Origin of the sequence: Bradyrhizobium vignae, assembly GCF_004114425.1 — a bacterium.
In the GTDB taxonomy this organism is placed as follows: domain Bacteria; phylum Pseudomonadota; class Alphaproteobacteria; order Rhizobiales; family Xanthobacteraceae; genus Bradyrhizobium; species Bradyrhizobium vignae.
Map to the genome: position 1 here is coordinate 1 of NZ_RDQF01000079.1, position 24,113 is coordinate 24,113.

General features: G+C 64.5%; 22 protein-coding genes. 8 read left to right on the plus strand and 14 right to left on the minus strand.

Annotated elements, in window-relative coordinates; translation table 11 throughout:
* Window positions 1-228: 228 nt before the first annotated feature.
* On the minus strand, window positions 229-726 hold the full coding sequence (locus EAV90_RS35925; RefSeq protein ID WP_122400416.1) for a septal ring lytic transglycosylase RlpA family protein: 498 nt from the start codon (window positions 724-726) through the stop codon (window positions 229-231).
* A 651-nt stretch (window positions 727-1,377) separates the two neighbouring features.
* Here EAV90_RS35925 and EAV90_RS35930 point away from each other — a divergent pair.
* From EAV90_RS35930 to EAV90_RS35955, 6 genes are all read left to right on the plus strand, one after another.
* Entirely contained in the window at window positions 1,378-1,938 is a 561-nt protein-coding gene (locus EAV90_RS35930) for a F0F1 ATP synthase subunit delta (protein WP_122400417.1), read from the plus strand.
* Window positions 1,938-3,467 (plus strand): F0F1 ATP synthase subunit alpha, encoded by a 1,530-nt coding sequence (gene atpA / locus EAV90_RS35935; RefSeq protein WP_129146144.1) that lies wholly within the window; start codon window positions 1,938-1,940, stop codon window positions 3,465-3,467. Before EAV90_RS35930 ends, atpA begins: the two co-directional genes overlap by 1 nt.
* Window positions 3,468-3,631: 164 nt before the next feature.
* Complete coding sequence (locus EAV90_RS35940; RefSeq protein ID WP_122400419.1) at window positions 3,632-4,507, plus strand: F0F1 ATP synthase subunit gamma; 876 nt, start codon at window positions 3,632-3,634, stop codon at window positions 4,505-4,507.
* A gap of 34 nt (window positions 4,508-4,541) precedes the next feature.
* Window positions 4,542-5,984 (plus strand): F0F1 ATP synthase subunit beta, encoded by a 1,443-nt coding sequence (gene atpD / locus EAV90_RS35945; RefSeq protein ID WP_122400420.1) that lies wholly within the window; start codon window positions 4,542-4,544, stop codon window positions 5,982-5,984.
* A 112-nt stretch (window positions 5,985-6,096) separates the two neighbouring features.
* The gene (locus EAV90_RS35950) at window positions 6,097-6,504 is read left to right on the plus strand and encodes a F0F1 ATP synthase subunit epsilon (RefSeq protein ID WP_129146145.1); all 408 of its coding nucleotides are present in this window, start codon (window positions 6,097-6,099) and stop codon (window positions 6,502-6,504) included.
* Window positions 6,505-6,665: 161 nt separating this feature from the next.
* Window positions 6,666-8,315, plus strand: a complete 1,650-nt coding sequence (locus EAV90_RS35955; protein ID WP_129146146.1) for an adenylate/guanylate cyclase domain-containing protein — start codon at window positions 6,666-6,668, stop codon at window positions 8,313-8,315.
* A 169-nt stretch (window positions 8,316-8,484) separates the two neighbouring features.
* Here the strand turns inward: EAV90_RS35955 and EAV90_RS35960 are convergent, their stop codons facing one another.
* The 10 genes from EAV90_RS35960 to proB form a co-directional block, all read right to left on the minus strand.
* Window positions 8,485-8,985: an RNA pyrophosphohydrolase gene (locus EAV90_RS35960; protein ID WP_129146147.1), complete on the minus strand. Its 501-nt coding sequence runs from the start codon at window positions 8,983-8,985 to the stop codon at window positions 8,485-8,487.
* 107 nt (window positions 8,986-9,092) lie between these two features.
* Window positions 9,093-9,599: an RNA pyrophosphohydrolase gene (locus EAV90_RS35965; RefSeq protein WP_129146148.1), complete on the minus strand. Its 507-nt coding sequence runs from the start codon at window positions 9,597-9,599 to the stop codon at window positions 9,093-9,095.
* 71 nt (window positions 9,600-9,670) lie between these two features.
* Complete coding sequence (locus tag EAV90_RS35970) at window positions 9,671-10,882, minus strand: divergent polysaccharide deacetylase family protein (protein ID WP_129146149.1); 1,212 nt, start codon at window positions 10,880-10,882, stop codon at window positions 9,671-9,673.
* 148 nt (window positions 10,883-11,030) lie between these two features.
* Window positions 11,031-12,389: a S41 family peptidase gene (locus EAV90_RS35975; protein WP_122400425.1), complete on the minus strand. Its 1,359-nt coding sequence runs from the start codon at window positions 12,387-12,389 to the stop codon at window positions 11,031-11,033.
* Complete coding sequence (locus tag EAV90_RS35980) at window positions 12,386-13,720, minus strand: murein hydrolase activator EnvC family protein (RefSeq protein WP_129146156.1); 1,335 nt, start codon at window positions 13,718-13,720, stop codon at window positions 12,386-12,388. Before EAV90_RS35980 ends, EAV90_RS35975 begins: the two co-directional genes overlap by 4 nt.
* Window positions 13,721-13,752: 32 nt before the next feature.
* The gene (gene rlmH / locus EAV90_RS35985; RefSeq protein WP_129146150.1) at window positions 13,753-14,235 is read right to left on the minus strand and encodes a 23S rRNA (pseudouridine(1915)-N(3))-methyltransferase RlmH; all 483 of its coding nucleotides are present in this window, start codon (window positions 14,233-14,235) and stop codon (window positions 13,753-13,755) included.
* A 92-nt stretch (window positions 14,236-14,327) separates the two neighbouring features.
* Window positions 14,328-14,684 (minus strand): ribosome silencing factor, encoded by a 357-nt coding sequence (gene rsfS / locus EAV90_RS35990; RefSeq protein WP_092289999.1) that lies wholly within the window; start codon window positions 14,682-14,684, stop codon window positions 14,328-14,330.
* A gap of 199 nt (window positions 14,685-14,883) precedes the next feature.
* Window positions 14,884-15,528 (minus strand): nicotinate-nucleotide adenylyltransferase, encoded by a 645-nt coding sequence (locus EAV90_RS35995; protein WP_164937251.1) that lies wholly within the window; start codon window positions 15,526-15,528, stop codon window positions 14,884-14,886.
* 20 nt (window positions 15,529-15,548) lie between these two features.
* On the minus strand, window positions 15,549-16,856 hold the full coding sequence (locus EAV90_RS36000; protein WP_122400427.1) for a glutamate-5-semialdehyde dehydrogenase: 1,308 nt from the start codon (window positions 16,854-16,856) through the stop codon (window positions 15,549-15,551).
* A gap of 239 nt (window positions 16,857-17,095) precedes the next feature.
* A complete protein-coding gene (gene proB, locus EAV90_RS36005; protein WP_129146151.1) occupies window positions 17,096-18,217 on the minus strand; it encodes a glutamate 5-kinase in 1,122 nt (373 codons plus the stop codon).
* Between the two features lie 192 nt (window positions 18,218-18,409).
* Here proB and EAV90_RS36010 point away from each other — a divergent pair, with 192 nt between their 5' ends.
* Window positions 18,410-19,375 carry a Bug family tripartite tricarboxylate transporter substrate binding protein gene (locus EAV90_RS36010; RefSeq protein ID WP_129146152.1) on the plus strand — a complete coding sequence of 322 codons (966 nt, stop codon included), beginning with the start codon at window positions 18,410-18,412 and terminating at the stop codon, window positions 19,373-19,375.
* A 70-nt stretch (window positions 19,376-19,445) separates the two neighbouring features.
* On the opposite strand, the gene EAV90_RS36015 is transcribed toward EAV90_RS36010, so the two are convergent.
* The 3 genes from EAV90_RS36015 to EAV90_RS36025 all read right to left on the minus strand — a co-directional run bounded on the left by EAV90_RS36015 (window position 19,446) and on the right by EAV90_RS36025 (window position 22,799).
* Window positions 19,446-21,080 carry an alkaline phosphatase family protein gene (locus EAV90_RS36015; RefSeq protein WP_129146153.1) on the minus strand — a complete coding sequence of 545 codons (1,635 nt, stop codon included), beginning with the start codon at window positions 21,078-21,080 and terminating at the stop codon, window positions 19,446-19,448.
* Window positions 21,081-21,190: 110 nt separating this feature from the next.
* On the minus strand, window positions 21,191-22,231 hold the full coding sequence (gene obgE, locus EAV90_RS36020; protein ID WP_129146154.1) for a GTPase ObgE: 1,041 nt from the start codon (window positions 22,229-22,231) through the stop codon (window positions 21,191-21,193).
* A gap of 85 nt (window positions 22,232-22,316) precedes the next feature.
* Window positions 22,317-22,799 carry a MaoC family dehydratase gene (locus EAV90_RS36025; protein WP_129146155.1) on the minus strand — a complete coding sequence of 161 codons (483 nt, stop codon included), beginning with the start codon at window positions 22,797-22,799 and terminating at the stop codon, window positions 22,317-22,319.
* A gap of 245 nt (window positions 22,800-23,044) precedes the next feature.
* On the opposite strand from EAV90_RS36025, the gene EAV90_RS36030 reads away from it, so the two are divergent.
* Entirely contained in the window at window positions 23,045-23,959 is a 915-nt protein-coding gene (locus EAV90_RS36030) for a DMT family transporter (RefSeq protein WP_122400433.1), read from the plus strand.
* The last annotated feature ends 154 nt before the right edge of the window (window positions 23,960-24,113 follow it).

The window sequence follows — 24,113 nt, forward strand, 5'->3', positions numbered from 1 at the left end:
GTACCTCGTCTACTACAACAACCACAGACCCCATCAGGCCTTGGCAGGACAAACTCCCAAGGCTTTCGCCGCTTCCAAGACCACCGCGATCCAATCAGCGAATTATTGAACATCGACAGCAATGACGTGGGGAGGTGGCCAAACAAAAAGCCCGCGGTCCCCCAAGACCACGGGCTTGTTTCAGGCGCGCATCAAACTGATGAAAACTGCGCGTGTAAGGCGAACGCCTTAGGAGACGACTTCCGCGGTGACGCGGCCGACGCCGGCGCCGGTGAGGCCGATGGCGCGGGCAGCGCCGGTGGAGAGGTCGAGGACACGGCCGCGAATGAACGGACCGCGGTCGTTGATGGTGACGATCACGCTCTGGCCGCGATGGGTGACGCGCAGCTTGGTGCCGAATGGCAGTGAACGGTGCGCCGCGGTCAAGGCGTTCTGGTTGAAGCGCTGACCCGAGGCGGTCCGGCTGCCGGACTCGTTGCCGTAATAGGAGGCCATGCCGGAGAAGCTGTGGCCGGTGCCGGAGGTCGGCGTCATCGACGCATTGGCATTCCGCCAATCGGAGCTCGCGTTGGTGTCAGCTTGGGCGTGGTGGCGGTGATGATGCCGGTGATGCCTGGATTTGGCGGAAGCCTCGGTGGCAGTTCCACCGACGAGGAGAGTTGCGGCAACGAAAGCGATCGCCGTGCGCGGCCGGGTCACAGAGCCCAGCGTCTTCAAAGACAGCATTTATCGGTCCCTAAGCTAGTATTGCCACATATGTGGCTAGTGGAGCCCCCATCAGTTTGTGAGCGGGTTGGCATTTCGATTCCTAATGCGGCGTGAATTAGGCAGTAAATCCGCGATGTTTGGTCATGAAATATCTTGTTACCGCCGCGCGATATTCGATCGACGTGCCATATTCTAACGATTTATTAACCTATGGATTACTTGGGATTACTGTAAAGCCAAGTCATCGGCGCGACCATTTAGAATTTGGTAAGTATTCGGCGGGTGGAACTGGCGAGGCCGGATTCACGCTCAGTGATCCGTGTTCATGGCCGCTATGCGCTGGCGGCAGGAACCAATGGAGATGGTCGCGACCCGGCTCACGCCCATTTTCCGCGACGTGGGAGGACATCGGCGCCAACTCGTCGCCGTCGCTCGCGAGGCTTCCCCGGCTGCGACGAACTGGCGACAGAACCTCATGCCTTTAATTTGGCGTCATGTTGCACCTGCGCGCCTGCTATGTTAGCAAAGCCGCGATTTTAACGAGCCCGGCACCTCCCGTGCTGGTCGAAAATCGAAGTCCCGCTTGAATTCCAAGGGCTTGGATCGCTAGGCGCCGCTTTGTGGCGACGGTTTTTCCCTTGCGAGTTTGACAGCATAAAGAGCGCGTCTGTGGCTGCAGAAGATACGTCCGTTTCAGGTGTGTCCGGCCGTTATGCAACGGCCTTGTTTGAACTGGCCCGCGACCAGAAAGTGGTCGACGAGGTCAAAGCCGATCTCGACAAATTCGATGCCCTGCTGAATGAGAGCGCCGATCTCAAGCGTCTCGTCCGCAGCCCGGTGTTCGCGGCGGACGCCCAGTCCCGGGCCCTCTCGGCCGTGCTGGACAAGGCCGGTATCGCCGGCATCACCGCCAACTTCCTGAAGGTGCTGACCGCCAACCGCCGCCTGTTCGCGGTGGCCGACGTCATTCGCGCCTATCGCGCTCTCGTCGCCAAGTTCAAGGGCGAGACGACGGCCGACATCACCGTCGCCGAAGCGCTCTCGGACAAGAATCTCGATGCCCTCAAGGTTGCCCTGAAGTCGGTGACCGGCAAGGATGTCGCGCTGAACGTGAAAGTCGATCCCTCGATCATCGGTGGCCTCGTCGTCAAGCTGGGCAGCCGCATGGTGGATGGTTCGCTTCGCACCAAACTCAATTCGATCAAGCACGCGATGAAAGAGGCAGGCTGATGGACATCCGCGCCGCGGAAATTTCCGCGATCCTCAAGGACCAGATCAAGAATTTCGGCCAGGAAGCTGAAGTCTCCGAAGTCGGACAGGTGCTGTCCGTCGGCGACGGTATCGCCCGCGTCTACGGTCTGGACAACGTCCAGGCCGGTGAAATGGTCGAGTTCGAGAACGGCACCCGCGGCATGGCGCTGAACCTCGAAACCGACAACGTCGGTATCGTTATTTTCGGTGCCGACCGCGAGATCAAGGAAGGCCAGACCGTCAAGCGCACCCGCGCCATCGTGGACGCGCCGGTCGGCAAGGGCCTGCTCGGCCGCGTCGTCGACGCGCTCGGCAACCCGATCGACGGCAAGGGCCCGATCCAGGCCGAGAAGCGCATGCGCGTCGACGTCAAGGCGCCCGGCATCATTCCGCGCAAATCGGTGAACGAGCCGATGGCGACCGGACTCAAGGCGATCGACGCCCTGATCCCGATCGGCCGCGGCCAGCGCGAGCTGATCATCGGCGACCGCCAGACCGGCAAGACCGCGATCGCGCTCGACACCATCCTGAACCAGAAGCCGCTGAACGCGCAGCCGGACGAGAACATCAAGCTCTACTGCGTCTACGTCGCAGTCGGCCAGAAGCGCTCCACCGTCGCCCAGTTCGTGAAGGTGCTGGAGGAGCAGGGTGCGCTCGAATACTCGATCGTCGTCGCTGCCACCGCGTCCGATCCCGCGCCGATGCAGTACATCGCGCCGTTCACCGGCTGCACCATGGGCGAGTACTTCCGCGACAACGGCATGCACGCGGTCATCATCTATGACGACCTGTCCAAGCAGGCCGTCGCCTATCGCCAGATGTCGCTGCTGCTGCGCCGTCCGCCCGGGCGCGAAGCCTATCCGGGCGACGTGTTCTATCTGCACTCCCGCCTGCTCGAGCGCGCGGCGAAGCTGAACAAGGACATGGGCTCGGGCTCGCTGACGGCGCTGCCGGTCATCGAAACCCAGGCCAACGACGTGTCGGCCTACATCCCGACCAACGTCATCTCGATCACCGACGGCCAGATCTTCCTGGAAACCGACCTGTTCTTCCAAGGCATCCGTCCCGCCGTGAACGTCGGTCTGTCGGTGTCGCGCGTCGGCTCCTCGGCGCAGACCAAGGCCACCAAGAAGGTCGCCGGCAAGATCAAGGGCGAGCTCGCGCAGTACCGCGAAATGGCGGCCTTCGCGCAGTTCGGCTCCGACTTGGACGCCTCGACCCAGCGCCTGCTCAACCGCGGTTCGCGCCTGACCGAGCTCCTGAAGCAGCCGCAGTTCTCGCCGCTGAAGATGGAAGAGCAGGTTTGCGTGATCTGGGCCGGCACCAACGGCTATCTCGATCCGCTCCCGCTCAATAAGGTGCGCGCGTTCGAGGACGGCCTGCTCTCGCTGCTGCGCGGCAAGCACGCCGACATCCTCACCGCGATTCGCGACAGCCGCGATCTCTCCGACGACACCGCTGCCAAGCTGAAGTCGGCGGTCGACGGCTTTGCGAAGAGCTTCGCTTAAGCGGCATCATGGCCGGGCAAAAGCGCGAAGCGCGTCTTCGCATTTGATGTACCGGCTATCGACGTGTGAGGCGGTACGTGGATGCCCGGGGCGAGCCCGGGCATGACGATTGGGGTAGGCTAGCGGCTTGATCCGAGAGATCGAACCGCCGGGGTGAACGAAGAATGGCGTCACTTAAAGACATGCGCGTCCGCATCGCCTCCACGAAGGCGACGCAAAAGATCACCAAGGCCATGCAGATGGTCGCGGCCTCGAAGCTGCGCCGTGCGCAGACCGCGGCGGAAGCGGCGCGTCCCTATGCCAACAAGATGAGCGCAGTGATCTCCAACATCGCCAGCGCCGCGGCGGGCTCGCCCGGCGCGCCCAAGCTGCTGGCCGGCACCGGCAGGGACCAGGTGCACCTGCTGCTGGTCTGCACCGGCGAGCGCGGCCTGTCCGGCGCCTTCAACTCCTCCATCGTGCGTCTGGCCCGCGAGCGCGCTTTGGCGCTGGCCGCGCAGGGCAAGGAAGTGAAGTTCTTCTGCGTCGGCCGCAAGGGCTACGAGCAGCTCCGCCGCCAGTTCGACAAGCAGATCGTCGAGCATCTCGATCTGCGCAGCGTGCGCCAGCTCGGCTTCGTCAACGCCGAGGACATCGCCAAGAAGGTGCTGGCCCGTTTCGACGCCGGCGAGTTCGACGTCTGCACGCTGTTCTACGCGCAGTTCAAGTCGGTGATCGCACAGGTCCCGACCGCCCAGCAGATCATTCCGCTGGTTGTCGAGGAAGGCGGTGCGAACGGCAGCGCGACCTCTTACGAATACGAGCCGGAGGAGGACGAGATCCTCACGCGCCTGTTGCCGCGCAATCTCGCAGTGCAGATCTTCCGCGCCCTGCTCGAGAACAACGCTTCGTTCTACGGTGCGCAGATGTCGGCGATGGACAACGCCACCCGCAACGCCGGCGAGATGATCCGCAAGCAGACGCTGGTCTACAACCGCACGCGTCAGGCTCAGATCACCAAGGAACTCATCGAAATCATCTCCGGCGCAGAAGCAGTCTGACCGGACACGAAATTCGGATCGAAGGAGACAGTAAATGGCTACAGCAGCCACACAGATCGGTCGCGTTACCCAGGTCATGGGCGCCGTCGTCGACGTGCAGTTCGAAGGCCACCTGCCGGCCATTCTCAACTCGCTGGAGACCAAGAACGGCAACAACCGCCTGGTGCTGGAAGTCGCGCAGCATCTCGGCGAGTCGACCGTCCGTACGATCGCGATGGACGCCACCGAAGGTCTGGTGCGCGGCCAGGAAGTGACCGACACGGGTCAGCCGATCTCGGTTCCCGTGGGTGATGGTACGCTGGGCCGCATCATGAACGTCATCGGCGAGCCGATCGACGAGGCCGGCCCGATCAAGTCGGAAGGCACCCGCGCGATTCACCAGGAAGCGCCGACCTACACCGACCAGTCGACCGAAGCCGAAATTCTCGTCACCGGCATCAAGGTCGTCGACCTGCTCGCGCCTTACGCCAAGGGCGGCAAGATCGGCCTGTTCGGCGGCGCCGGCGTCGGCAAGACCGTGCTGATTCAGGAGCTGATCAACAACGTCGCGAAGGCGCACGGCGGTTATTCCGTGTTCGCCGGCGTCGGCGAGCGTACCCGCGAGGGCAACGACCTCTATCACGAGTTCATCGAGTCCAAGGTCAACGCCGATCCGAAGAATCCGGATCCCAGCGTGAAATCGAAGTGTGCGCTGGTGTTCGGCCAGATGAACGAGCCGCCGGGCGCCCGCGCCCGCGTCGGCCTGACCGGTCTGACTGTCGCCGAGCACTTCCGCGACCAGGGCCAGGACGTGCTGTTCTTCGTCGACAACATCTTCCGCTTCACGCAAGCCGGTTCGGAAGTGTCGGCGCTGCTCGGCCGTATTCCTTCGGCGGTGGGTTATCAGCCGACGCTCGCGACCGACATGGGCGCGCTGCAGGAGCGCATCACCACCACGCAGAAGGGTTCGATCACCTCGGTGCAGGCCATCTACGTGCCGGCCGACGACTTGACCGACCCGGCGCCCGCCACCTCGTTCGCGCACTTGGACGCCACCACGGTGCTGTCGCGCGCGATCTCGGAAAAGGGCATCTATCCGGCGGTGGACCCGCTCGACTCGACCTCGCGCATGCTCTCGCCGCTGGTCGTCGGCGAGGAGCACTACGCCGTCGCCCGTCAGGTCCAGCAGGTGCTGCAGCGCTACAAGTCGCTCCAGGACATCATCGCCATTCTCGGCATGGACGAGCTTTCGGAAGAGGACAAGCTGACGGTGGCCCGCGCCCGCAAGATCGAGCGCTTCCTGTCGCAGCCGTTCCACGTCGCCGAAATCTTCACGGGCTCGCCGGGCAAGTTCGTCGAGCTCGCCGACACCATCAAGGGCTTCAAGGGCCTGGTCGAAGGCAAGTACGATCACCTGCCGGAAGCTGCCTTCTACATGGTCGGCACCATCGAAGAAGCCGTTGAGAAGGGCAAGAAGCTGGCGGCGGAAGCGGCCTAAGCCTTCTCATCTCGTCATCGCCGGGCTTGACCCGGCGATCCATCAAAGAGATTTTTGATGGATGGACCCGCGGGTCGAGCCCGCGGGTGGCAAGCGGAAAAACGGATAACCCATGGCCACCTTCCACTTCGATCTCGTCTCTCCGGAAAAGCTCGCCTTCTCGGGTGATGTCGACCAGGTCGACATCCCCGGCATCGAGGGTGATTTCGGCGTGCTGGCGGGACATGCGCCGGTCGTGGCTGCGATCCGGCCGGGCATTCTCACCGTGACCACGGCTGGCCGCCACGAAAAGATCATCGTGCTCGGCGGTCTCGCCGAAGTCTCTGACAGGGGCCTGACCGTGCTCGCCGACGTCGCGACGTCACTGGCCGAGCTCGACCGTGCCCAGTTCGCCGAGACGATCGCGGAGATGGAAGAGAATCTGAAAGAGCACGAAGGCAGCGAGCTCGATCAGGCCATTGCGCGGCTCGACCACTTCAAGAGCATCCAGCAGCAGCTCAGCTCCACGGCTATGCACTAAGCCCCGGGGCACCGCTCCGGGGCTCGAACAGACATTCCTGCAAAGGCACCCTTCAACAGGCTCAGCGCTCGTCACCACCGTGGCGGGCGCTGAAACTTTGTTGCACCGCGTCGCTGATGACGGCATTCTGCCTCGCGGATTGTTCCGGGGGCCGGTGGCAGATGAAACGCAAGATCGCAGCGATTTTCGCGGCCGATATTGCCGGGTATTCGAGGCTGGTCGCGGAAGACGAAGAGGAGACGCTGCGGCGTCTCGCCTCCTATCGCGAGGTCGTCGACGATTTCATCGCCAAGGCCGGCGGGCGCATCTTCAACACGGCGGGCGATGCCGTGCTCGCGGAATTTCCGAGCGCGGTCGATGCCGTGCGCTGTGCGATCGACATCCAGGAAAGCTTGCGGACCCGCAACATGGCCTATCCGCCGAGCCGGCAGATGTCGTTTCGCATCGGCATCACCATCGGAGACGTGGTCGAGCGCGATGGCGACCTCCTCGGCGACGGCGTCAACATCGCGGCGCGGCTGGAGGGACTCGCCGAGGTTGGCGGCATCTGCGTCTCCCGCGCGGTGCATGAGCAGGTTGCCAACAAGCTGTCGGTGCAGTTCGCCGATATCGGCGCGCAGGAGGTCAAGAACATCCCGACGCCGGTGCACGCGTACATGGTGGCAATGCGGCGCGAGGACGGGAGCTATGCCAAGCCGCAAATGAAGAAGGCGGCCTCCAAGGTGGCCGCCGCGCCGGTTTGGATGTGGCCGCTGGTCGTCGCCGTGGTCTCGATCGTCGGGATCGTCGTCACCGGCTTCCTCTACAACGCCAAGCTCAAGCAGACCGCGCGTGTGGCAGCGCCGCCGGCCCCGACAAGCGCCGTGCCGTCCGCCAATGCAGCGGCGACGAGCCCGGCGCCGACCGAGGTCGCAAAGGCGCCGGTGACGTCACCGAACGCCGGCGCCGCGATGGCTCCGATGCCATCACCATCAGCCTCGCCCGTGGTCGGCAAGTTTGCAGCCGACAACGTGCCCTTCATCAACGAGCGCGTCCGCAACTTCCTGGCGGGGGATTATTCCGCGGCCGGCGACTACAAGGCCTTCGCGCTCAATGTCGGCGGCTTCACCGGCTCGGCGTTGAACCAGCCGAACGAGGAGGCCGCACGCAGCATGGCGCTCGAGCAGTGCCAGAAGCGCGCCGATGCGGCGCAATCGCCGCGGCGCTGCGAGCTCTATGCGGTCGGCAATAACGTCGTCTACACGCACGGCAAGCCGCCGATGCCGCCGCAGCCTTGGGTGCGGCACGATGCGATGGTCGAGCGGCCGTTCGTGTCGAAGGATTTTCCGATGGTGCGCGACGCCGGGAAAGTCCGGCTCGAGAACATGTTCGTGCCGGCGGCGAAATCCCGCTCGGTCGCACTCGGCCCGGGTGGGCAATATTTCATGGTGCTGGGCGCATCATCCGACGAGGATGCGGCGCGGCGCTCCCTGGAATCGTGTGGCGCGATTGCCGGCGTTGCCTGCCTGGTCGTCGCGATCGACGACAATTTCGTCGTGCCGATCCCGACCTTGTTCAGGATCACCGGCTTCTTCAATGCCGCCTCCAGCGCCTCGATCGTGGCAGAGGCGCGCGGCGAAGTCGTACGCAAGCTCACCGACGTCATGGGCTGGAACGCCGTCGCCGTCGGCACCGCAGGCCGCCCCGGTCTCGGCCTGAAGGCCGCCGACGAGCAGACCGCCGTCAACACAGCCCTCGCCGATTGCGCCAAGCGCGACAGCGATTGCCACGTCATCGCCATCGGCCCGTTCACGGTGGGACCAATCAATTAAATTTAGTACTTGCTCCGATTGGGCTCGATTAACGCTCCGATGAAGGTGCGTTCCCCTCCCTTGTGGGGTGGGAACGGAGCGAGCGGTGCCCTCACACGCAAATCTCCGCCGAAATTTCTCTCATGATTTCAACCCCATCTCTACTGTGCATGGGGTTGTTTTCGCAGTTTCAGTTTGCGAACGCCGCAAACTCTCGCGCCACCGCGCGGTAGACCTCACGGCGGAACGGCACCACGATGTCGGCGACGCGGTCGAGGCGCTCCCAGCGCCAGGCGTCGAACTCCGCGGGCTGGCCGTTGCGCGGTGTCAGCGGGTCGATCTCGTCGTCGCGGCCGGTGAAGCGCAGCGCGAACCATTTTTGGCGCTGGCCGCGAAACTTTGCGAGGCGATGCGTCTGCGGTCCGTCGTAAGGCGGGAATTCGTAGGTGAACCAGTCGGTCTCGCCGAGATAGTCGGCGCTCACGACGTTGGTCTCCTCCCAGAGCTCGCGCATCGCTGCATCGCGCAGGTTCTCGCCCTCGTCGACGCCGCCCTGGGGCATCTGCCAGTCGAGGCCGGGCAGGATGATCTCGGGCCCGTCGCCCTTGAAGCGGTGGCCGATCAGGACGCGGCCATCGGTATTGAACAGGGCGATCCCGACGTTGGGGCGGTAAGGTTTGTCGTTGGTCACTTGCAAAGTGTCTCTCTTCGTCATTCCAGGGCGATGCGAAGCATCGAACCCGGCATCTCGAGGTCCCGGGTTCGATGCTTCGCATCGCCCCGGGACGACAATAGAGACTATTGCTCCGCCAGCGCGGAAAATTCCTTCACCACGCGTTCATAGACCGGGCGCTTGAACGGGATGATCAGCCCGGTCAGATTCTTCATCGGCTCCCAGCGCCAGCTCACGAACTCCGCCTTGTGGCCGCCGCCGCCGGGATTCTCGACGTCGATCTCGCTGTCCTTGCCGGTGAAGCGAACCGCATACCATTTCTGGCGCTGGCCGCGGTAGCGGCCTTTCCAGGCGCGCCCGGCGACCGTGCGTGGAATGTCGTAGGTGAGCCAGTCCGGGATTTCGCCGAGCCGCTCCACCGAGCGTACACTGGTCTCCTCATAGAGCTCGCGCTTGGCGGCCTCCCAGGTGTCCTCGCCGGGGTCGACACCGCCTTGCGGCATCTGCCAGACATGGGTGTCGTCGACATGCTCGATGCCGCCGGCGCGGCGGCCGATGAACACCAGTCCCTTTGGATTGATCAGCATCACACCGACACAGGTCCGGTAGGGCAGATCCTCGTAACGCGCCATTCCGCCAGACCTCTTGCCTGCACTTGGTGGGCATGCCGGTCCTGCGGGACCCGTGCCGCCAATTTGTTGATTTAGCTGGATTTTGATTTCAGCATCGCGGTTGTCAATGGCACCAAAAGGATACCTCGGTCGCCCAATGTCCTGGTCCAGGCGCCGATGCGCTCGATCGAGACGGGCAGGGCGGAGGCCGTGCCGACGGCGATGCCGCGCTCGCGCGCCGTCGATTCGAGCTTGTTCAGGGCGCGGTCGATCTCGGCCGGGGTCGGCACCGCGTCGATCGCGATGTCGCCCTTGCCGAACGGTATTGCTTGGTTCGCCGCGGCCTGGGGTGCGATGCTGCGGGGCGAGGAGCCGTCGTCGAAGAAGCCGAGGCCGCGCTTGGCCGCCTCGCGGATGATCGGCTGCATCGCGGGCTCAGTCGCGATGAAGCGGGCACCCATGAAATTGGTGAGGCCCGCATAGCCCTGCATCCGGCTCAGGTGCCAGTACAGGCGATCCATGTTCTGGTCGGCGCTGAGCGAGGTCAGCAGCGTCTGCGGCCCCGGATCGTTGTCGGGGAAGTCGTAGGGCTCCATCGGGATCTGCAGGAAGATCTCGTGGCGCTGCGCGCGAGCCCGTTCGGCGAGCTTGCCGGGGTCGGCGCCGTAAGGCGTGAAGGCCAGCGTCACCGCCGGCGGTAGCTTCATGATTGCATCCAGGGTCTTGGCGGCGCCGACGCCGAGGCCGCCGATCACGATCGCGACCACCGGCATCTTGGCGGCCCTGGCGCGGTCGGCGTCTGCCGCATAGACGTTGAACGGCTTCAGCCCGTCGGCGACCACCGGGATCATGCCGTAACGTGATTTCTCCAGCAGCTTCGGATTGATCCCGGCCATCACGGACGGCGGGGCTGATGCTGCCTCGTCCTTCTCCGCAGCATCGCCAGCGCCGATCACCACGTCGTGGCGGGCGCCGGTGGAGCCGTCGATCATGGTGATGGTCTTCTGCTCACCGGAGGCGGCTTGCTTCGGCGTTTCCTTGGTGTCCCGCTTGCTCTCCTGGCCGGCCGGTCTCTCGTCCGTGGCCTTGTCGATCGTCCTGGGCTCGCTGATCGCGATTCGCGTCACTGGCTCGCCGCCGAGCGGATCCTTGTTGAAGATGGCGAAGCCGGCAAAGGTGACGAGGAACAGGCCGAGCAGGACGGCCAGCAGCTGCATGGCGGTGAACGGCAGCCGCAGCCGGCGTTTCCGGCGCGGCTTGTCCTGTCCGAGCGGCGCGCTCAGATCATCGGCCGTTTCAGTCATGCGCGATCCCGAATCACTCATCCCGACGATACCACGGCGGGGTCAAGCGGCGGCAGCCCGGGAGAGGCCGGGGACGACGGGAGTTCCCAGCAAAAAAAGGGCGGCTTCAAGAAGCCGCCCTTGTCGTGAGATCGCGCGTGGCGCCGACTTAGTTCGCCGCTTTGGGCTTGTCGGTCGCGGCCTTGTTGTCGCCGCCCGGCGTCGGTGCGGCAGAGGCGCTGTTCTTGATGCCGTGGAGCAGGTCGCCGGCAAGCTTGAGCGCCTTGTCGTCCTTGGCATCCGGCGGGACGTAGGACTGCGAGCCGGTCTTCTCGTCGCCATCGTTCTTCAGATGGCCGCGCAGCGAAGCCTCGCCCTTGGTGTCGGTGCGCGACTTCAGCTCGTCCGGCACGTCCTGCAGCACCTCGATGTCCGGGACGATGCCCTTGGCCTGGATCGACTTGCCCGACGGCGTGTAGTAGCGCGCGGTGGTCAGCCGCAGCGCACCGTTGCCCGAGCCGAGCGGGATGATGGTCTGCACCGAGCCCTTGCCGAACGAGCGCGTGCCGACGATGGTCGCGCGCTTGTGGTCCTGCAGCGCGCCGGCGACGATTTCCGACGCCGAGGCCGAGCCGCCATTGATCAGCACGATGACGGGCTTGCCCTTGGTCAGGTCGCCCGCATGCGCGGTGCGGCGCTGGGTCTCCTCGGCATTGCGGCCGCGGGTCGAGACGATCTCGCCCTTCTCCAGGAACGAGTCGGAGACGGTGACCGCTTCCTCGAGCAGGCCGCCCGGATTGTTGCGGAGGTCGATGATGTAGCCCTTCAGCTTGTCGCCGATCTGATTCGAGAGATTGCCGATCTCGCGCTTCAGCCCTTCGGTGGTCTGCTCGTTGAAGGTGGTGATGCGGATGTAGGCGATGTCATCCTGCTCGACGCGCGCGCGCACCGAGCGGACGCGGATGTTGTCGCGCACCAGGGTGACGTCGATCGGATTGTCCTGGCCCTTGCGGATGATCTTGAGCTTGATCTTGGTGTTGACCGGACCGCGCATCTTCTCGACCGCCTGGTTCAGGGTCAGGCCCTGCACCGCCTCGTCGTCGAGATTGGTGATGATGTCGTTGGCCATGATGCCGGCGCGCGAAGCGGGCGTGTCGTCGATCGGCGAGACCACCTTGATCAGGCCGTCTTCCATCGTGACCTCGATGCCGAGGCCGCCGAACTCGCCGCGGGTCTGCACCTGCATGTCGCGGAAGCTCTTGGCGTCCATGTAGCTCGAATGCGGATCGAGGCCGGTGAGCATGCCGCTGATGGCGGATTCGATCAGCTTGGTGTCGTCGGGCTTCTCGACATAATCGGAGCGCACGCGCTCGAAGACGTCACCGAACAGATTGAGCTGGCGATAGGTGTCCGCGGTCGCGGCCCTTGCGCTGGAGCCCATGAAGACCGCGCGCGGCTGGGTCACGAACAGCGTCAGCGCCGCGCCGGTAGCCGCGCTGAGGAGGATTACTGAAGTCTTGCGCATCATCCGCGAACCTTCTCGCCTTCATTTGCGGCCCACCATGGGCCTGGATCGATTGGAGTACCGTCTTTACGGAACTCGACATACAGCACAGGTTGACTCGCGTTCGTGGCGAGAATGGAGGCGACTTGAGAGGTCGACCCCATGGTCGCGACCGGCTCCCCCGTGAGCACAAACTGTCCGATGTTGACCGAAATGCGCTCCATCCCGGCGATCAGGACATGATACCCGCCCCCGGCATTGAGGATCAAGAGTTGTCCATAGCTGCGGAACGGGCCGGCGTACACAACCCAGCCATCGCACGGCGTCGTGACCTGGGAGCCGGGCTTGGTCGCCAACGAAATGCCCTTCTGGACCCCGCCGACGCCGTCGGAACCGCCAAAATCCCTGATCTTGTTACCGTTAACCGGAAGCGGCAGGAGGCCCTTGGCCGACGCGAAGGCGATCGCTGGGGTGGTGCGGGATTTATCCTTGAAAGCGCCCGGACCGGACTTGGCACTGGTATTGGCGCTGGCAGCCGCCTTGGCTTCGGCCTGCTTTGCAGCCTCGGCCGCCTTCTCGGCCGCCTTGGTGGCGCTTTGCAGGTCCTGCTCCATCTTGGCGATCAGCCCCTGGAGATCGCCGACCTGCTTTGACAGCGCGATGGCGCGCGAATTCTCGGCGTCCAAGTCCTTCTCACGCGCCGCCTGCTGGCGCTGCCGCTCGTCGACCAAAGCGGTGAGCCGGGTCTGGTCGTTGCGGACCTTGTCGCGGTCGGAGGCGAGCTGGTCGCGCTCGGTGGCGATGGTCTTGCGCAAGGTCACGAGCTCGCCGAGCTCGCCCGCGATTTTCTCGGCGCGGCTGCGCAATTCCGGGACAACGGCGCCGAGCAGCATCGCCGTGCGCAATGACTGCAGCGCATCTTCGGGCCGCACCAGCAGCGCTGGCGGCGTGCGCCGGCCGGCGCGCTGCAAGGCCGCCAACACCTCGACGATGTCGGCACGGCGCGAATCGAGCGAAGCGCGCATCTGCTGCTCGCGGCCGTTCAGCGCGCGCAGCCGCGCCTCGGCCTCGTCGATCCTGCTTTCCAGCGTGCGCACATTGGCGGCCGTCTCGATCAGCTGCTGATTGAGCTGGGTGCGATCCTGGCCGAGCGCGGTGATCTCGGCCTTGAGCTTGGCTTGCGCTTCCTCCGCGCTCTTCTGTCTCGCGCGCGCGGCTTCCAGCTCCTGCTCGCGCTGCTTGATCGCATCGGGCGAGACCGCCGCGGTTTGTGGGGGCGTCGCCGTTTGAGCTTGCGCGAAGCTTCCACCGGCAACGCCAGTGATCAGCAGCAGGTTGAGGAGCGGCGCTCGCATCGTGTCGGCAAAGGTGCTCGTTGTGGTGCGCATCACGCGCGATGATAGGGATGGCCGGCCAGGATGGTGGCGGCCCGATAAAGCTGTTCCAGAAGCATGACGCGGACCATTTGGTGCGGCCAGGTCGCAGAGCCGAACGCGATCGCGAGCTTGGCCTTACGGCGCAATTCGGGCGAAAGTCCGTCCGCCCCTCCGATCAAGAAGATGGTATGTCCGGCGCCTTCGTCACGCCAGCGCGCCAGATGCCGTGCGAATACGGTGGAGTCGAGATTCTGGCCGCGTTCGTCCAGTGCCACCAGGATCGACTTGTCCGGAACATGCGCCGAGATCGCCGTGGCCTCTTCGGCCATCCGTGTCGCCGCATCGCGTGCGCGGCTTTCGGCAATTTCGTGGATGCTGAGCTCGCGGAATCCAAGCTTGCGGCCGGCCTCCTCGAACCGCTCGAAATAGCGGTCGGCAAGCTCCCGTTCGGGGCCCTGCTTCAGTCGGCCCACCGCAATGACAGCAACACGCATGATTTCAGAGTCGCGTTGACAAGACCGCGCGCAACGAGCGCGCGCACGACGCTAGCATGCGCGTCAGCCGATTCGAAATCGGCTCAATGAGCCTAGATCGCCTTCGCCGCCCCTGGGCCCTGCGTGTACAATCGCTCGAGATTGTAGAACTCGCGGACCTCGGGTCTGAACACGTGCACGATCACGTCGCCGGAATCGATCAGCACCCAGTCGCAATTGGGCAAGCCCTCGACATGGATGTTCTTGATGCCGGTTTCCTTGAGGCTCTTCGTCACGTTCTCCGCGATCGCGCCGACGTGCCGGTTCACCCGGCCGGTGGTGACGATCATGTAGTCGGAATACGCCGATTTGCCGCGAAGGTCGATGGTGACCGTCTCTTCCGCCTTCATGTCCTCGAGGCGGGAGAGGATCAGGCTCAGCGTCTTGTCGGCGTCGGGTTGCGCCTTCAAGGCCGCAGCTTTGGTCGATGTTTTACGCGCAGGCTTGGCAACCTTGGGTAAAACAGGCTTGGACAATACAGATGCGGTCAGGGACCATTCCTTTCACTGTATCGCGAACGCCGAATCCGGCGCTCACTGGCTACACTACATCATGTGGGGTTAAGGGTTTCAATATGCCAGAGAGCTCCCAGCCCGCACACTTTTCGTCTCACTTCGTACCTTTCCAGCTCCCGTCCGGGTTCCGTAAGCCCGTCGAGGAGAGATTCAGCTTCAATCCGGTCAGGAATACCCAGGCCGGCGCCGGCCGATCTGCAAGCAGGGCCGCCTTGTGCTCGGGCAGACGGTAGCGCGATAGCGCCTGGGCGGCGGGCGAGCTGAGGGCGCGAAAGCTCTGTGGCGGACGATCGATCACTGCCATCGGCACCTGGGCGGCGATGCGCCGCCAGTCCTGCCAACGATGGAATTGAGCGAGATTGTCGGCGCCCATGATCCAGACGAAGCGCAAGCCAGGGAAACGGCGGCGCAAGGTGTTGATCGTGTCGATAGTATAGCGGGTGCGAATGACGGATTCGAGACAGCTCACCTCGATGCGCGGATCGTTGGCGACCTCGCGCGCCGCCTGCATGCGCGCGCCGAGCTCGTGCAGATTGCCGTTCTCCTTGAGCGGATTGCCAGGCGTGACCAGCCACCAAATGCGATCGAGCTGCAATCGCTTGAGCGCGAACCGGCTGATCGCGCGATGCGCCTGATGCGGCGGATTGAACGAGCCGCCGAGCAGGCCAATGCGCATACCCTCCGCATGGGGAGGGACTGCTTGCGCCACAAAACGCGGCACGACGAAATTGTTGCTCAATGCCCGCCCTGCAACCTTGCTTACGGCCGCGTTTGCCCTGTGCCGTGAACGCGATATTTGAAGCTCGTCAACTGCTCGGCGCCGACCGGGCCGCGGGCATGGAAGCGGCCGGTGGCGATGCCGATCTCGGCGCCGAAACCGAACTCGCCGCCATCGGCGAACTGCGTCGAGGCGTTGTGCAGCACGATCGCGGAATCGACCTCGCTGAGGAATTTCTTCGCCGCACGCTCGTCGGCGCTCACGATGGCATCGGTGTGATGCGAGCCGTGGTTCTGGATATGCGCGATCGCACCGTCGACGCCGTCCACCACCTTCGCCGCGATGATCGCGTCGAGATATTCGGTGTCCCAATCCTCGTCGTTTGCAGGCTTGACGCGCGCATCCGCTTTCTGCACGGCGTCGTCGCCGCGCACTTCGCAGCCGGCATCGAGCAGCATCTCGACCAGCGGCTTCAGGCTCGATGCAGCAGCGGCGCGATCGACCAGCAGCGTCTCGGCCGCGCCGCAGACGCCGGTGCGTCGCATCTTGGCATTGAGCACGATCGACTTCGCCATGGCGAGGTCGGCGCTGGCATCGACATAGACGTGGTTGACGCCTTCGAGATGCGCGAACACAGGCACGCGCGCTTCCTGTTCGACGCGCGCGACGAGGCTCTTGCCGCCGCGCGGCACGATCACGTCGATGGCCCCGTTCAACCCTGACAGCATCATGCCGACCGCCGCGCGGTCGCGCGTCGGCACCAGCGTGATCGCAGCTTCAGGCAGGCCGGCTTCGCGCAGGCCCTGCACCAGGCAATCATGGATCGCGCGGCAGGAGCGGAAACTGTCCGAGCCGCCGCGCAGGATCACGGCATTGCCCGACTTCAGGCACAGCACGCCGGCATCCGCCGCCACGTTCGGACGGCTCTCGAAGATCACGCCGACGACGCCGAGCGGCACCCGTACGCGCTCGATGGTCATGCCGTTCGGCCGCTGCCAGCTCTCCGTGACGACGCCGATCGGATCGGCAATGCCGCGCACGATGCCGATGCCCTCGGCCATCCCTTCGACCCGCGCCGGCGTCAGCGTCAGGCGGTCGATGAAGGCGGAGGTCGCATTGGCGGAGGCGCGGGCCTCCGCGACGTCCTCGGCATTGGCAGCAAGGATCGCCGCGGAGTTCGCCCGGATCGCCCGTTCCATGGCTTCCAGCGCCCGGTTCTTCTGCTCCGGCGGCGCCAGCGCCAGCACGCGCGCGGCAGCGCGGGCTTTGGTGGCGAGATCGGACATCAGCGCCAAGAGATCGCCAGTCCGATCGGCATTGCCGTCAACGGCTTTGAGGGGGGCGGCCATGGGGTCAAACCTTCTGCTAAGGCGGTGTCCTAGCACGGAAATCCCGCTTTTGCGAAGGGCGGGGAGGGTATGGCAGGGCTTCGGGCGGCGGCGTTCCGACCAGGTCAAATGACCCAGCCCGACGTCATTCCGGGGCGGTGCGTCAGCACCGAACCCGGAATCTCGAGATTCCCCGGTGCGCAATTGCGCACCTGAGGTCTGGTCCCTCGGACCATCCCGGAATGACGAAGCAAAGGTCCTTACCCGCCCACCACCAGATCATCCCGGTGGATCATCTCCGCGCGGCCGCTGATGCCGAGGATGGTCATCACATCAGGGGAGGAGCGCCCTTTGATCCGCTCGGCATCGTCAGCGTCATAGGCGATCAGGCCGCGGCCGACCTCGCTGCTGTCGGGGCCGCGCACGATCACGGCATCGCCCCGGGCGAATTGGCCCTCGACCTTGATCACGCCAGCCGGCAGCAGGCTGGCGCCGGCGCGCAGCGCGGTCACCGCGCCGGCGTCGATGGTCAGCGTGCCCTTCGGCTCCAGCGTGCCCGCGATCCAGCGTTTTCGCGAGGTGATGGGATTGGCGGGCGTGAGAAACCAGGTGCAGCGGCCGCCATCGGCGATCGCCTGCAAGGGATGCTCGATCTTGCCGGAGGCGATCAGCATGTGGGTGCCGCCTGTCGTCGCGATCTTGGCCGCCTCGACCTTGGTGCGCATGCCGCCGCGCGACAGCTCGGACTCGGCATCCCCCGCCACAGCCTCGATCTCCGAGGATATGCTGTCGACGACGGGAATCAGTTTGGCGTTCGGGTTGTTCTTCGGCGGGGCGTCGTAGAGCCCGTCGATGTCGGACAGCAGCACGAGCAGGTCGGCGCTCGCCATGGTGGCAACCCGCGCGGCGAGGCGGTCATTGTCGCCATAGCGGATCTCGGTAGTGGCGACCGTGTCGTTCTCGTTGATCACGGGGATCGCACGCCACTCCAGCAGCTTGCCGATGGTGGAGCGGGCATTGAGATAGCGGCGGCGCTCCTCGGTATCCTGCAGCGTGACCAGGATCTGGCCGGCGTCGATGCCGTGGGAACCGAGCACCTCCGACCAGATCCGCGCCAGCGCGATCTGGCCGACTGCGGCAGCGGCCTGGCTCTCCTCGAGCTTCAGCGGGCCGCGCGGCAATTTCAGCCGGCTGCGGCCGAGCGCGATCGAGCCGGAGGAGACGACGAGGACGTCGCGCCCTTCCTTGTGCAGCTTGGCCATGTCATCGGCGAGCGCGGCGAGCCAGGACGCCCGCACCTCGCCCTTGTCGGAATCGACCAGCAGCGCCGAGCCGACCTTGACGACGATGCGGCGGAATTGACTGAGTTCGGGGCTGGCCATGGCGCGCTTGGAGATCTGCTCTGCATTGGAAACGGCGGAGCGGAGAGAGCGGCGCCGGTGAGGCCTGCTTTTGCAGCATGACGATGGCCGGCGCAAGGCGGCGAGATGATAAACGGCCGAAGGCGGCCTTGTCTTGGACGCCGTTCCGGTTCTAATGCGGGCAACTAAAAAAAGGGGCCGGAGAGCAAACCTATGGACCGCCGCAAATTCATCACCGGATGCTTGGGGCTGCCGCTCCTAGCGCAGGCGGGCGGGGCGCAAGCGCAAGCCGGGCTGAGCAAGATCATCTTCCCCTTCGCGGCCGGAGCCGGCGGCGACACGCTGTGCCGGCTCATCGCACAGGAGATGGCCCCGGTGCTGCAACGGACCATCGTGGTCGAGAACCGCACCGGTGGTGACGGCCTGATCGGCATCAAGGCGGTGAAGGGCGCAAGCCCGGACGGCAGCATGGTGCTGGTGACGACCGGGCCGACCATGTACCTGCTGCCGATGGTGGAGACGACACCGAGCTTCGACACGTCGAAGGATTTCATGCCGGTGTCGCTGCTGGCGCGGTTCGAATTTGCGCTGGTGATCAACCCGGCGGTCGATGCCACCGATCTCAAGAGCTTTGTGACTTGGCTCAAGGCGCATCCGGACAGGACCTCGTTCGGGGTGCCGAGCAACGGCACCATTCCGCATTTCATGGGTTCCAAGCTGGAGAAGGATCTCGGCATTCCCCTGACCCGCGTGCCCTATCGCGGCAGCGCCCCGATCCTCAACGACCTCGTCGGCGGCCACATTGCTTTCGGCATCACCACGTTGGCCGACGCGCTGCCGCAACATCGCGCCAAGGGCGTGAAGATCATCGTGGTCGCGAGCGCGGCCCGCTCGCCCTTTGCGCCTGAGGTGCCCACGCTGAAGGAGAGCGGCATCGATCTCGTTGCCGATGCCTGGTACGGCATGTGGCTTCCGGCCGGCAGCCCGCCGGATTTCGCCGCCAAGCTCGGCGCTGCGGCAAGCGCGGCGCTCGCCAAGCCCGAGGTGAAGGAGAAGCTGACGGCGATCGGGCTCATTCCGGTCGGCAGCAATGCGGACGGGCTGTCGAAGGAGCTCGCCGCGAATACGGCGTTCTGGCAGCCGATCGTGAAGGCGACTGGATACAAGATCGAGAATTAGGCCTCGCTCACACTCCACTCTCCGTCGTCAAGCCCGGGCATGACGAGCAAAGAAAGCTCTGCCCTGTTCGCTACATCTTCGCGCGCTGGGCGAGGCCGTCCTTGATTGCGGCGAGCTCTTTCTCGTCCCAGATACCGATCAGGATGCCGCCCTTCACCTGGAGCTGGTTGTCGGCATAGGAGGCGATTTTCTCGCGCGGTGTCGTGATGTGGTCGTTCGGGTGCAGCGCCCAGTCGAACAGCTCGGCCTGCAGCCGCGCAATGATGCTTGCGCATTCCGAGTCATCGCCGCGGTCGACGTATTCTTCCGGATCGGTTTCGAGGTCGTACAGCATCGGGCGGAAGCCGGAGGCGTGGATGTATTTCCAGCGGCCGTCGAACACCATGAACAGGCGGCAGCGCTCGATCGGCTGGTTCAGCTTCAGGCGCACGTCCTGCATGGCGTAGTCGTATTCGGAGAACGCCACCTTGCGCCAGTCTGATGGCGTGGGCCCGCGCAGCAGCGGCAGCAGCGAACGTCCTTCGAGGATGTGGCCCGGCACCTTGCCGCCGAAATAATCGACGAAGGTCGGCGCGAGATCGATGGCCTCGACCAACGCATCGCTGCGCGTGCCACGCGTGGCGTCGGCGTCCCTGGAGGGATCGATGATGATCAGCGGGATCTTGGCCGACTGCTCGTGGAACAGATCCTTTTCGCCCATCCAGTGATCGCCGAGATAATCGCCATGATCGGAGGTGAACACGATCATGGTGGTCTCCAGCAGTCCGCGCGCCTCCAGGAATTTCATCAGCACGCCCATCTGGTCGTCGATCTGGGTGATCAGGCCCATATAGGTCGGGATCACCTTCTCCCGCGCCTCGTCGCGCGCCATGTTGCGGGAGTAGCGCATGTCCATATAGGCACCGAACACCGGATGCGGATTCTGCCGCTCGCGCTCGGAGCGAATCGCCGGAATCATGTCTTCGCCCGAATACATGCTGGCATAGGGCTCCGGCGCGATGTAGGGCCAGTGCGGCTTGATATACGACAGATGCAGGCACCACGGCCGACCGTCGGTCTCGGCCTCGCTGATGAAATCCATCGCGCGCCGCGTCATGTAAGGCGTTTCGGAATGCTCGTCGGGCACGCGCGCGACCTTGTCGGCGTGCACCAGCAGCCAGCCGTTCTGCAGCGAGCCGTCGTCAGCCGCACCCGAATTGGCCCAATGCTCCCAGGGATTGGCGGCGTCAAAACCTTGGCTGCGCAAATACTCGTCGTATTTCGGCCGCGGCCGACCGGTCGGATGCAGGCCGTCGTCGCGCTCATAAGGCTCGAAGCCGCACTCGGCGACGTGCACGCCGATGACGGATTCCGGCGGGATGCCGAGCGCCTTCATGCCTTCGAGATCGGGCGCCATGTGGGTCTTGCCGACCAGCACGTTGCGCACGCCGATTTTCTTGAGGTGATCGCCGAGCGTGGGCTCGCCGACACGCAGCGGCCAGCCGTTCCAGTGCGAGCCGTGCGAGCGCATGTAGCGCCCTGTGTAGAACGACATCCGTGACGGGCCGCAGATCGGCGATTGCACATAGGCCTTGGTGAAGAGCACGCCGCGCCTCGCCATGGCGTCGATGTTGGGTGTCTTCAGCGTGGGATGGCCGGTGCAGCCGAGATAATCATAGCGAAGCTGGTCGCACATGATCCAGAGTACGTTCTTCGCGCGCGCCATGCTTTGGCTCCGCCCCTTCTTGATTTTCTGGATGCTGCTCTATCGATGGCGCGAAGACAACCTCTCCCGTAGCCCCGTTGGCGAGAGGTATGGAGAGAGCGCCGCCCGCCTTAAGCAGACCACGGCTCCGCTTCGGCGGCGCTCTTGGCTTTGGCCGAGACCGGGCTTTCGCCGATCACATCCGCAAGCGCCCGCAGTGCTTCCTTGACGCCCTGGCCGGTGACGCCGGACAGCAGCAGCGGCGTCTTCTTGGCGGCGCGCTTGAGGCGATCTTTCTGCTTCTTCAGTTCGTCCGGCTCGACCGCGTCGATCTTGTTCAGCGCGACGATCTCGATCTTGTCGGTGAGCTGCCCGCCATAGGCATCGAGCTCCTTGCGCACCGTCTTGTAGGCCTTGCCGGCGTGCTCGCTGGTTGCGTCGACGAGATGCAGCAGCACGCGGCAGCGTTCGACATGGCCGAGGAAGCGGTCGCCGAGGCCGGCGCCTTCATGCGCGCCCTCGATCAAGCCGGGAATATCCGCCAGCACGAATTCGCGGCCGTCGGCATTCACGACGCCGAGCTGCGGATGCAGCGTGGTGAAGGGATAGTCGGCGATCTTCGGCTTCGCCGCGCTGACCTTGGAGAGGAAGGTCGACTTGCCGGCATTGGGCAGGCCGACCAGGCCGGCGTCCGCGATCAGCTTCAGCCGCAGCCAGATCCAGCGCTCTTCGCCGGGCTGGCCGGGATTGGCGTTGCGCGGCGCGCGGTTGGTCGACGATTTGAAATGCGCATTGCCGAACCCGCCATTGCCGCCCTCGGCCAGCACGAATTTCTCGCCGACCTTGGTGAAGTCGTGGATCAGCGTCTCGCGATCCTCGTCGAAGATCTGCGTGCCCACGGGGACCTTCAGCACGATGTTCTTGCCATTGGCGCCGTGGCGGTCGGAGCCCATGCCGTTCTCGCCCTTCTGGGCCTTGAAGTGCTGCTGGTAGCGGTAGTCGATCAGCGTGTTGAGCCCGTCGGCGACCTCGATGATGACATTGCCGCCGCGGCCGCCATTGCCGCCGGAGGGACCGCCGAATTCGATGAACTTCTCGCGGCGGAACGCCACGCAGCCGTTTCCGCCGTCACCGGAGCGGATATAGACCTTTGCTTCGTCGAGGAATTTCATGGGCCATAGGTAGGCCAGCCGGTCCCGTGCGGCAACCCGGATCGATGCGCAAATCGGCCGAAATTCCGCGAATTTCGGCCCTTGCTTAACCAGCCGGTCGCCGTCTGAGCAGGAATTTCTGCGTGCCCTCCAGCACCAGCTCCTTGCGCTGGTTGAACACGGTGCTTTTGAGCGTCACCACGCCGGTGGTGCGCCCCGGCACCAGCTCCGTGACCTCGAGCGCCGGATAGATGGTGTCGTCGGCGAACACCGGCTTGAGAAACCGGCTCGATTGCTCGAGGAAGCCGACCAGGGACTCCTCGACCATGAACGGAAACAGGCCCGCGCCGGGCGCGGTGTGGATCAGGGTCTGGAAGCCGTGGGCGAGCAGATGTGGCATGCCGCGGGCGCGGCAATATTCCACGTCGTAGTGTACCGGATGAGTGTCGCCGCTCGCGGTCTGGAATGCGGTGAACACTGCCGAGGTCTGGGTTCGGCTCGGCAGCACGAAACGTTCGCCGACGACGAAATCCTCAAACCAGCGTTGCGTCGGGATCATGCGATGCTGGGCCGGATCGAAGTCGGTCATGTCAGGGCTCTTTCGTCGATGTCGCCTGTATCGCTACCGCGATGCGAAGAGTGCGACAATCCGTTCAATTTGGTGGATGTGGGCTTGTCCGTGCCGCTCTCGTCATTAAAACGGCCGCAAGCAAAATTACTGGCGACGCTCTTTCCCGTCATTGCGAGCGCAGCGAAGCAATCCAGGCGGTCGCTGCGGAAAGATTCTGGATTGCTTCGCTGCGCTCGCAATGACGATCTCTGACAGTCCGATCAATGCCCCTCTTCAAGAATCCCTCCGCCTATGACGATCGCTCCGCGCGCCTCGCCGGCATCGGACTCATGGTGCTGTCGATCTTCATGTTCTCGTTCGGCGACGCCATGGGCAAGTTCCTGGTCGGGACTTATTCGGTGGGGCAGCTCCTGTTCCTGCGCGCCTGCGCGGCGCTGCTCTTGCTGTCGCCGCTGATCTGGAAGCAGCGCCACCAGTTCCTGCATCTGGAGCGGCCGGGCCTGCAGCTGTTTCGCGTCGTGCTCTCGACGCTGGAGGTCGCGGCCTTCTTCCTCGCGACGGTCTATCTGCCGCTCGCCGACGTCATTACCTATTATCTCGCCGGTCCCATCTTCGTCACCGCAATGTCGGCGATCTTCTTAGGGGAGAGGGTCGGCTGGCGGCGCTGGACCGCGATCCTGATCGGCTTCTGCGGCGTGTTGATCGCGCTGCGCCCCTCGGCGCAGACGGTCAGCCTGCCGGCACTGATCGCACTCGGCGGCAGTCTCTCCTTCGCAACGCTGATGCTGATCACACGCAGCCTGCGCAAGACGCCCGACATCGTGATGGCATCGTCGCAATTCGTCGGCACGTTCTCGCTGGGCGCCGTGCTGTCGGCGTTCCACTGGGTGCCGCCGAGCCCCGGCAGTCTCGTGATCTTCGCGCTCGCCGGATGCGTCTCGGTGACCGCGCTGTTCTGCGTCAACCGCTCGCTCAAGCTCGCGCCGGCCAGCGTCGTCGTGCCCTATCAATATTCGATGATCGTCTGGGCCGTGATCTTCGGCTTCGTCGTGTTCGGCGACGTCCCATCCATCGCAACACTCGTCGGCGCCACGATCATCATCGGCGCCGGGTTCTACATTTACTTGCGCGAACGGGATTTGGGACGTCCGAGCAGCGAAGTGAATCCGCCGGCGTAGCTCTTACCCTCCCCTGGAGGGTAGGGTTATCGCATATGGGCGAGGGCGGAGAGAAGGAAGTCATTATTCCATCTGGCTTGGAGCATTTTGTGGCTGATGCGGGCAGGACCGGGCGTTGCCTGCAGGGTATTGATGGCCAGCTTGCGGATGAGGG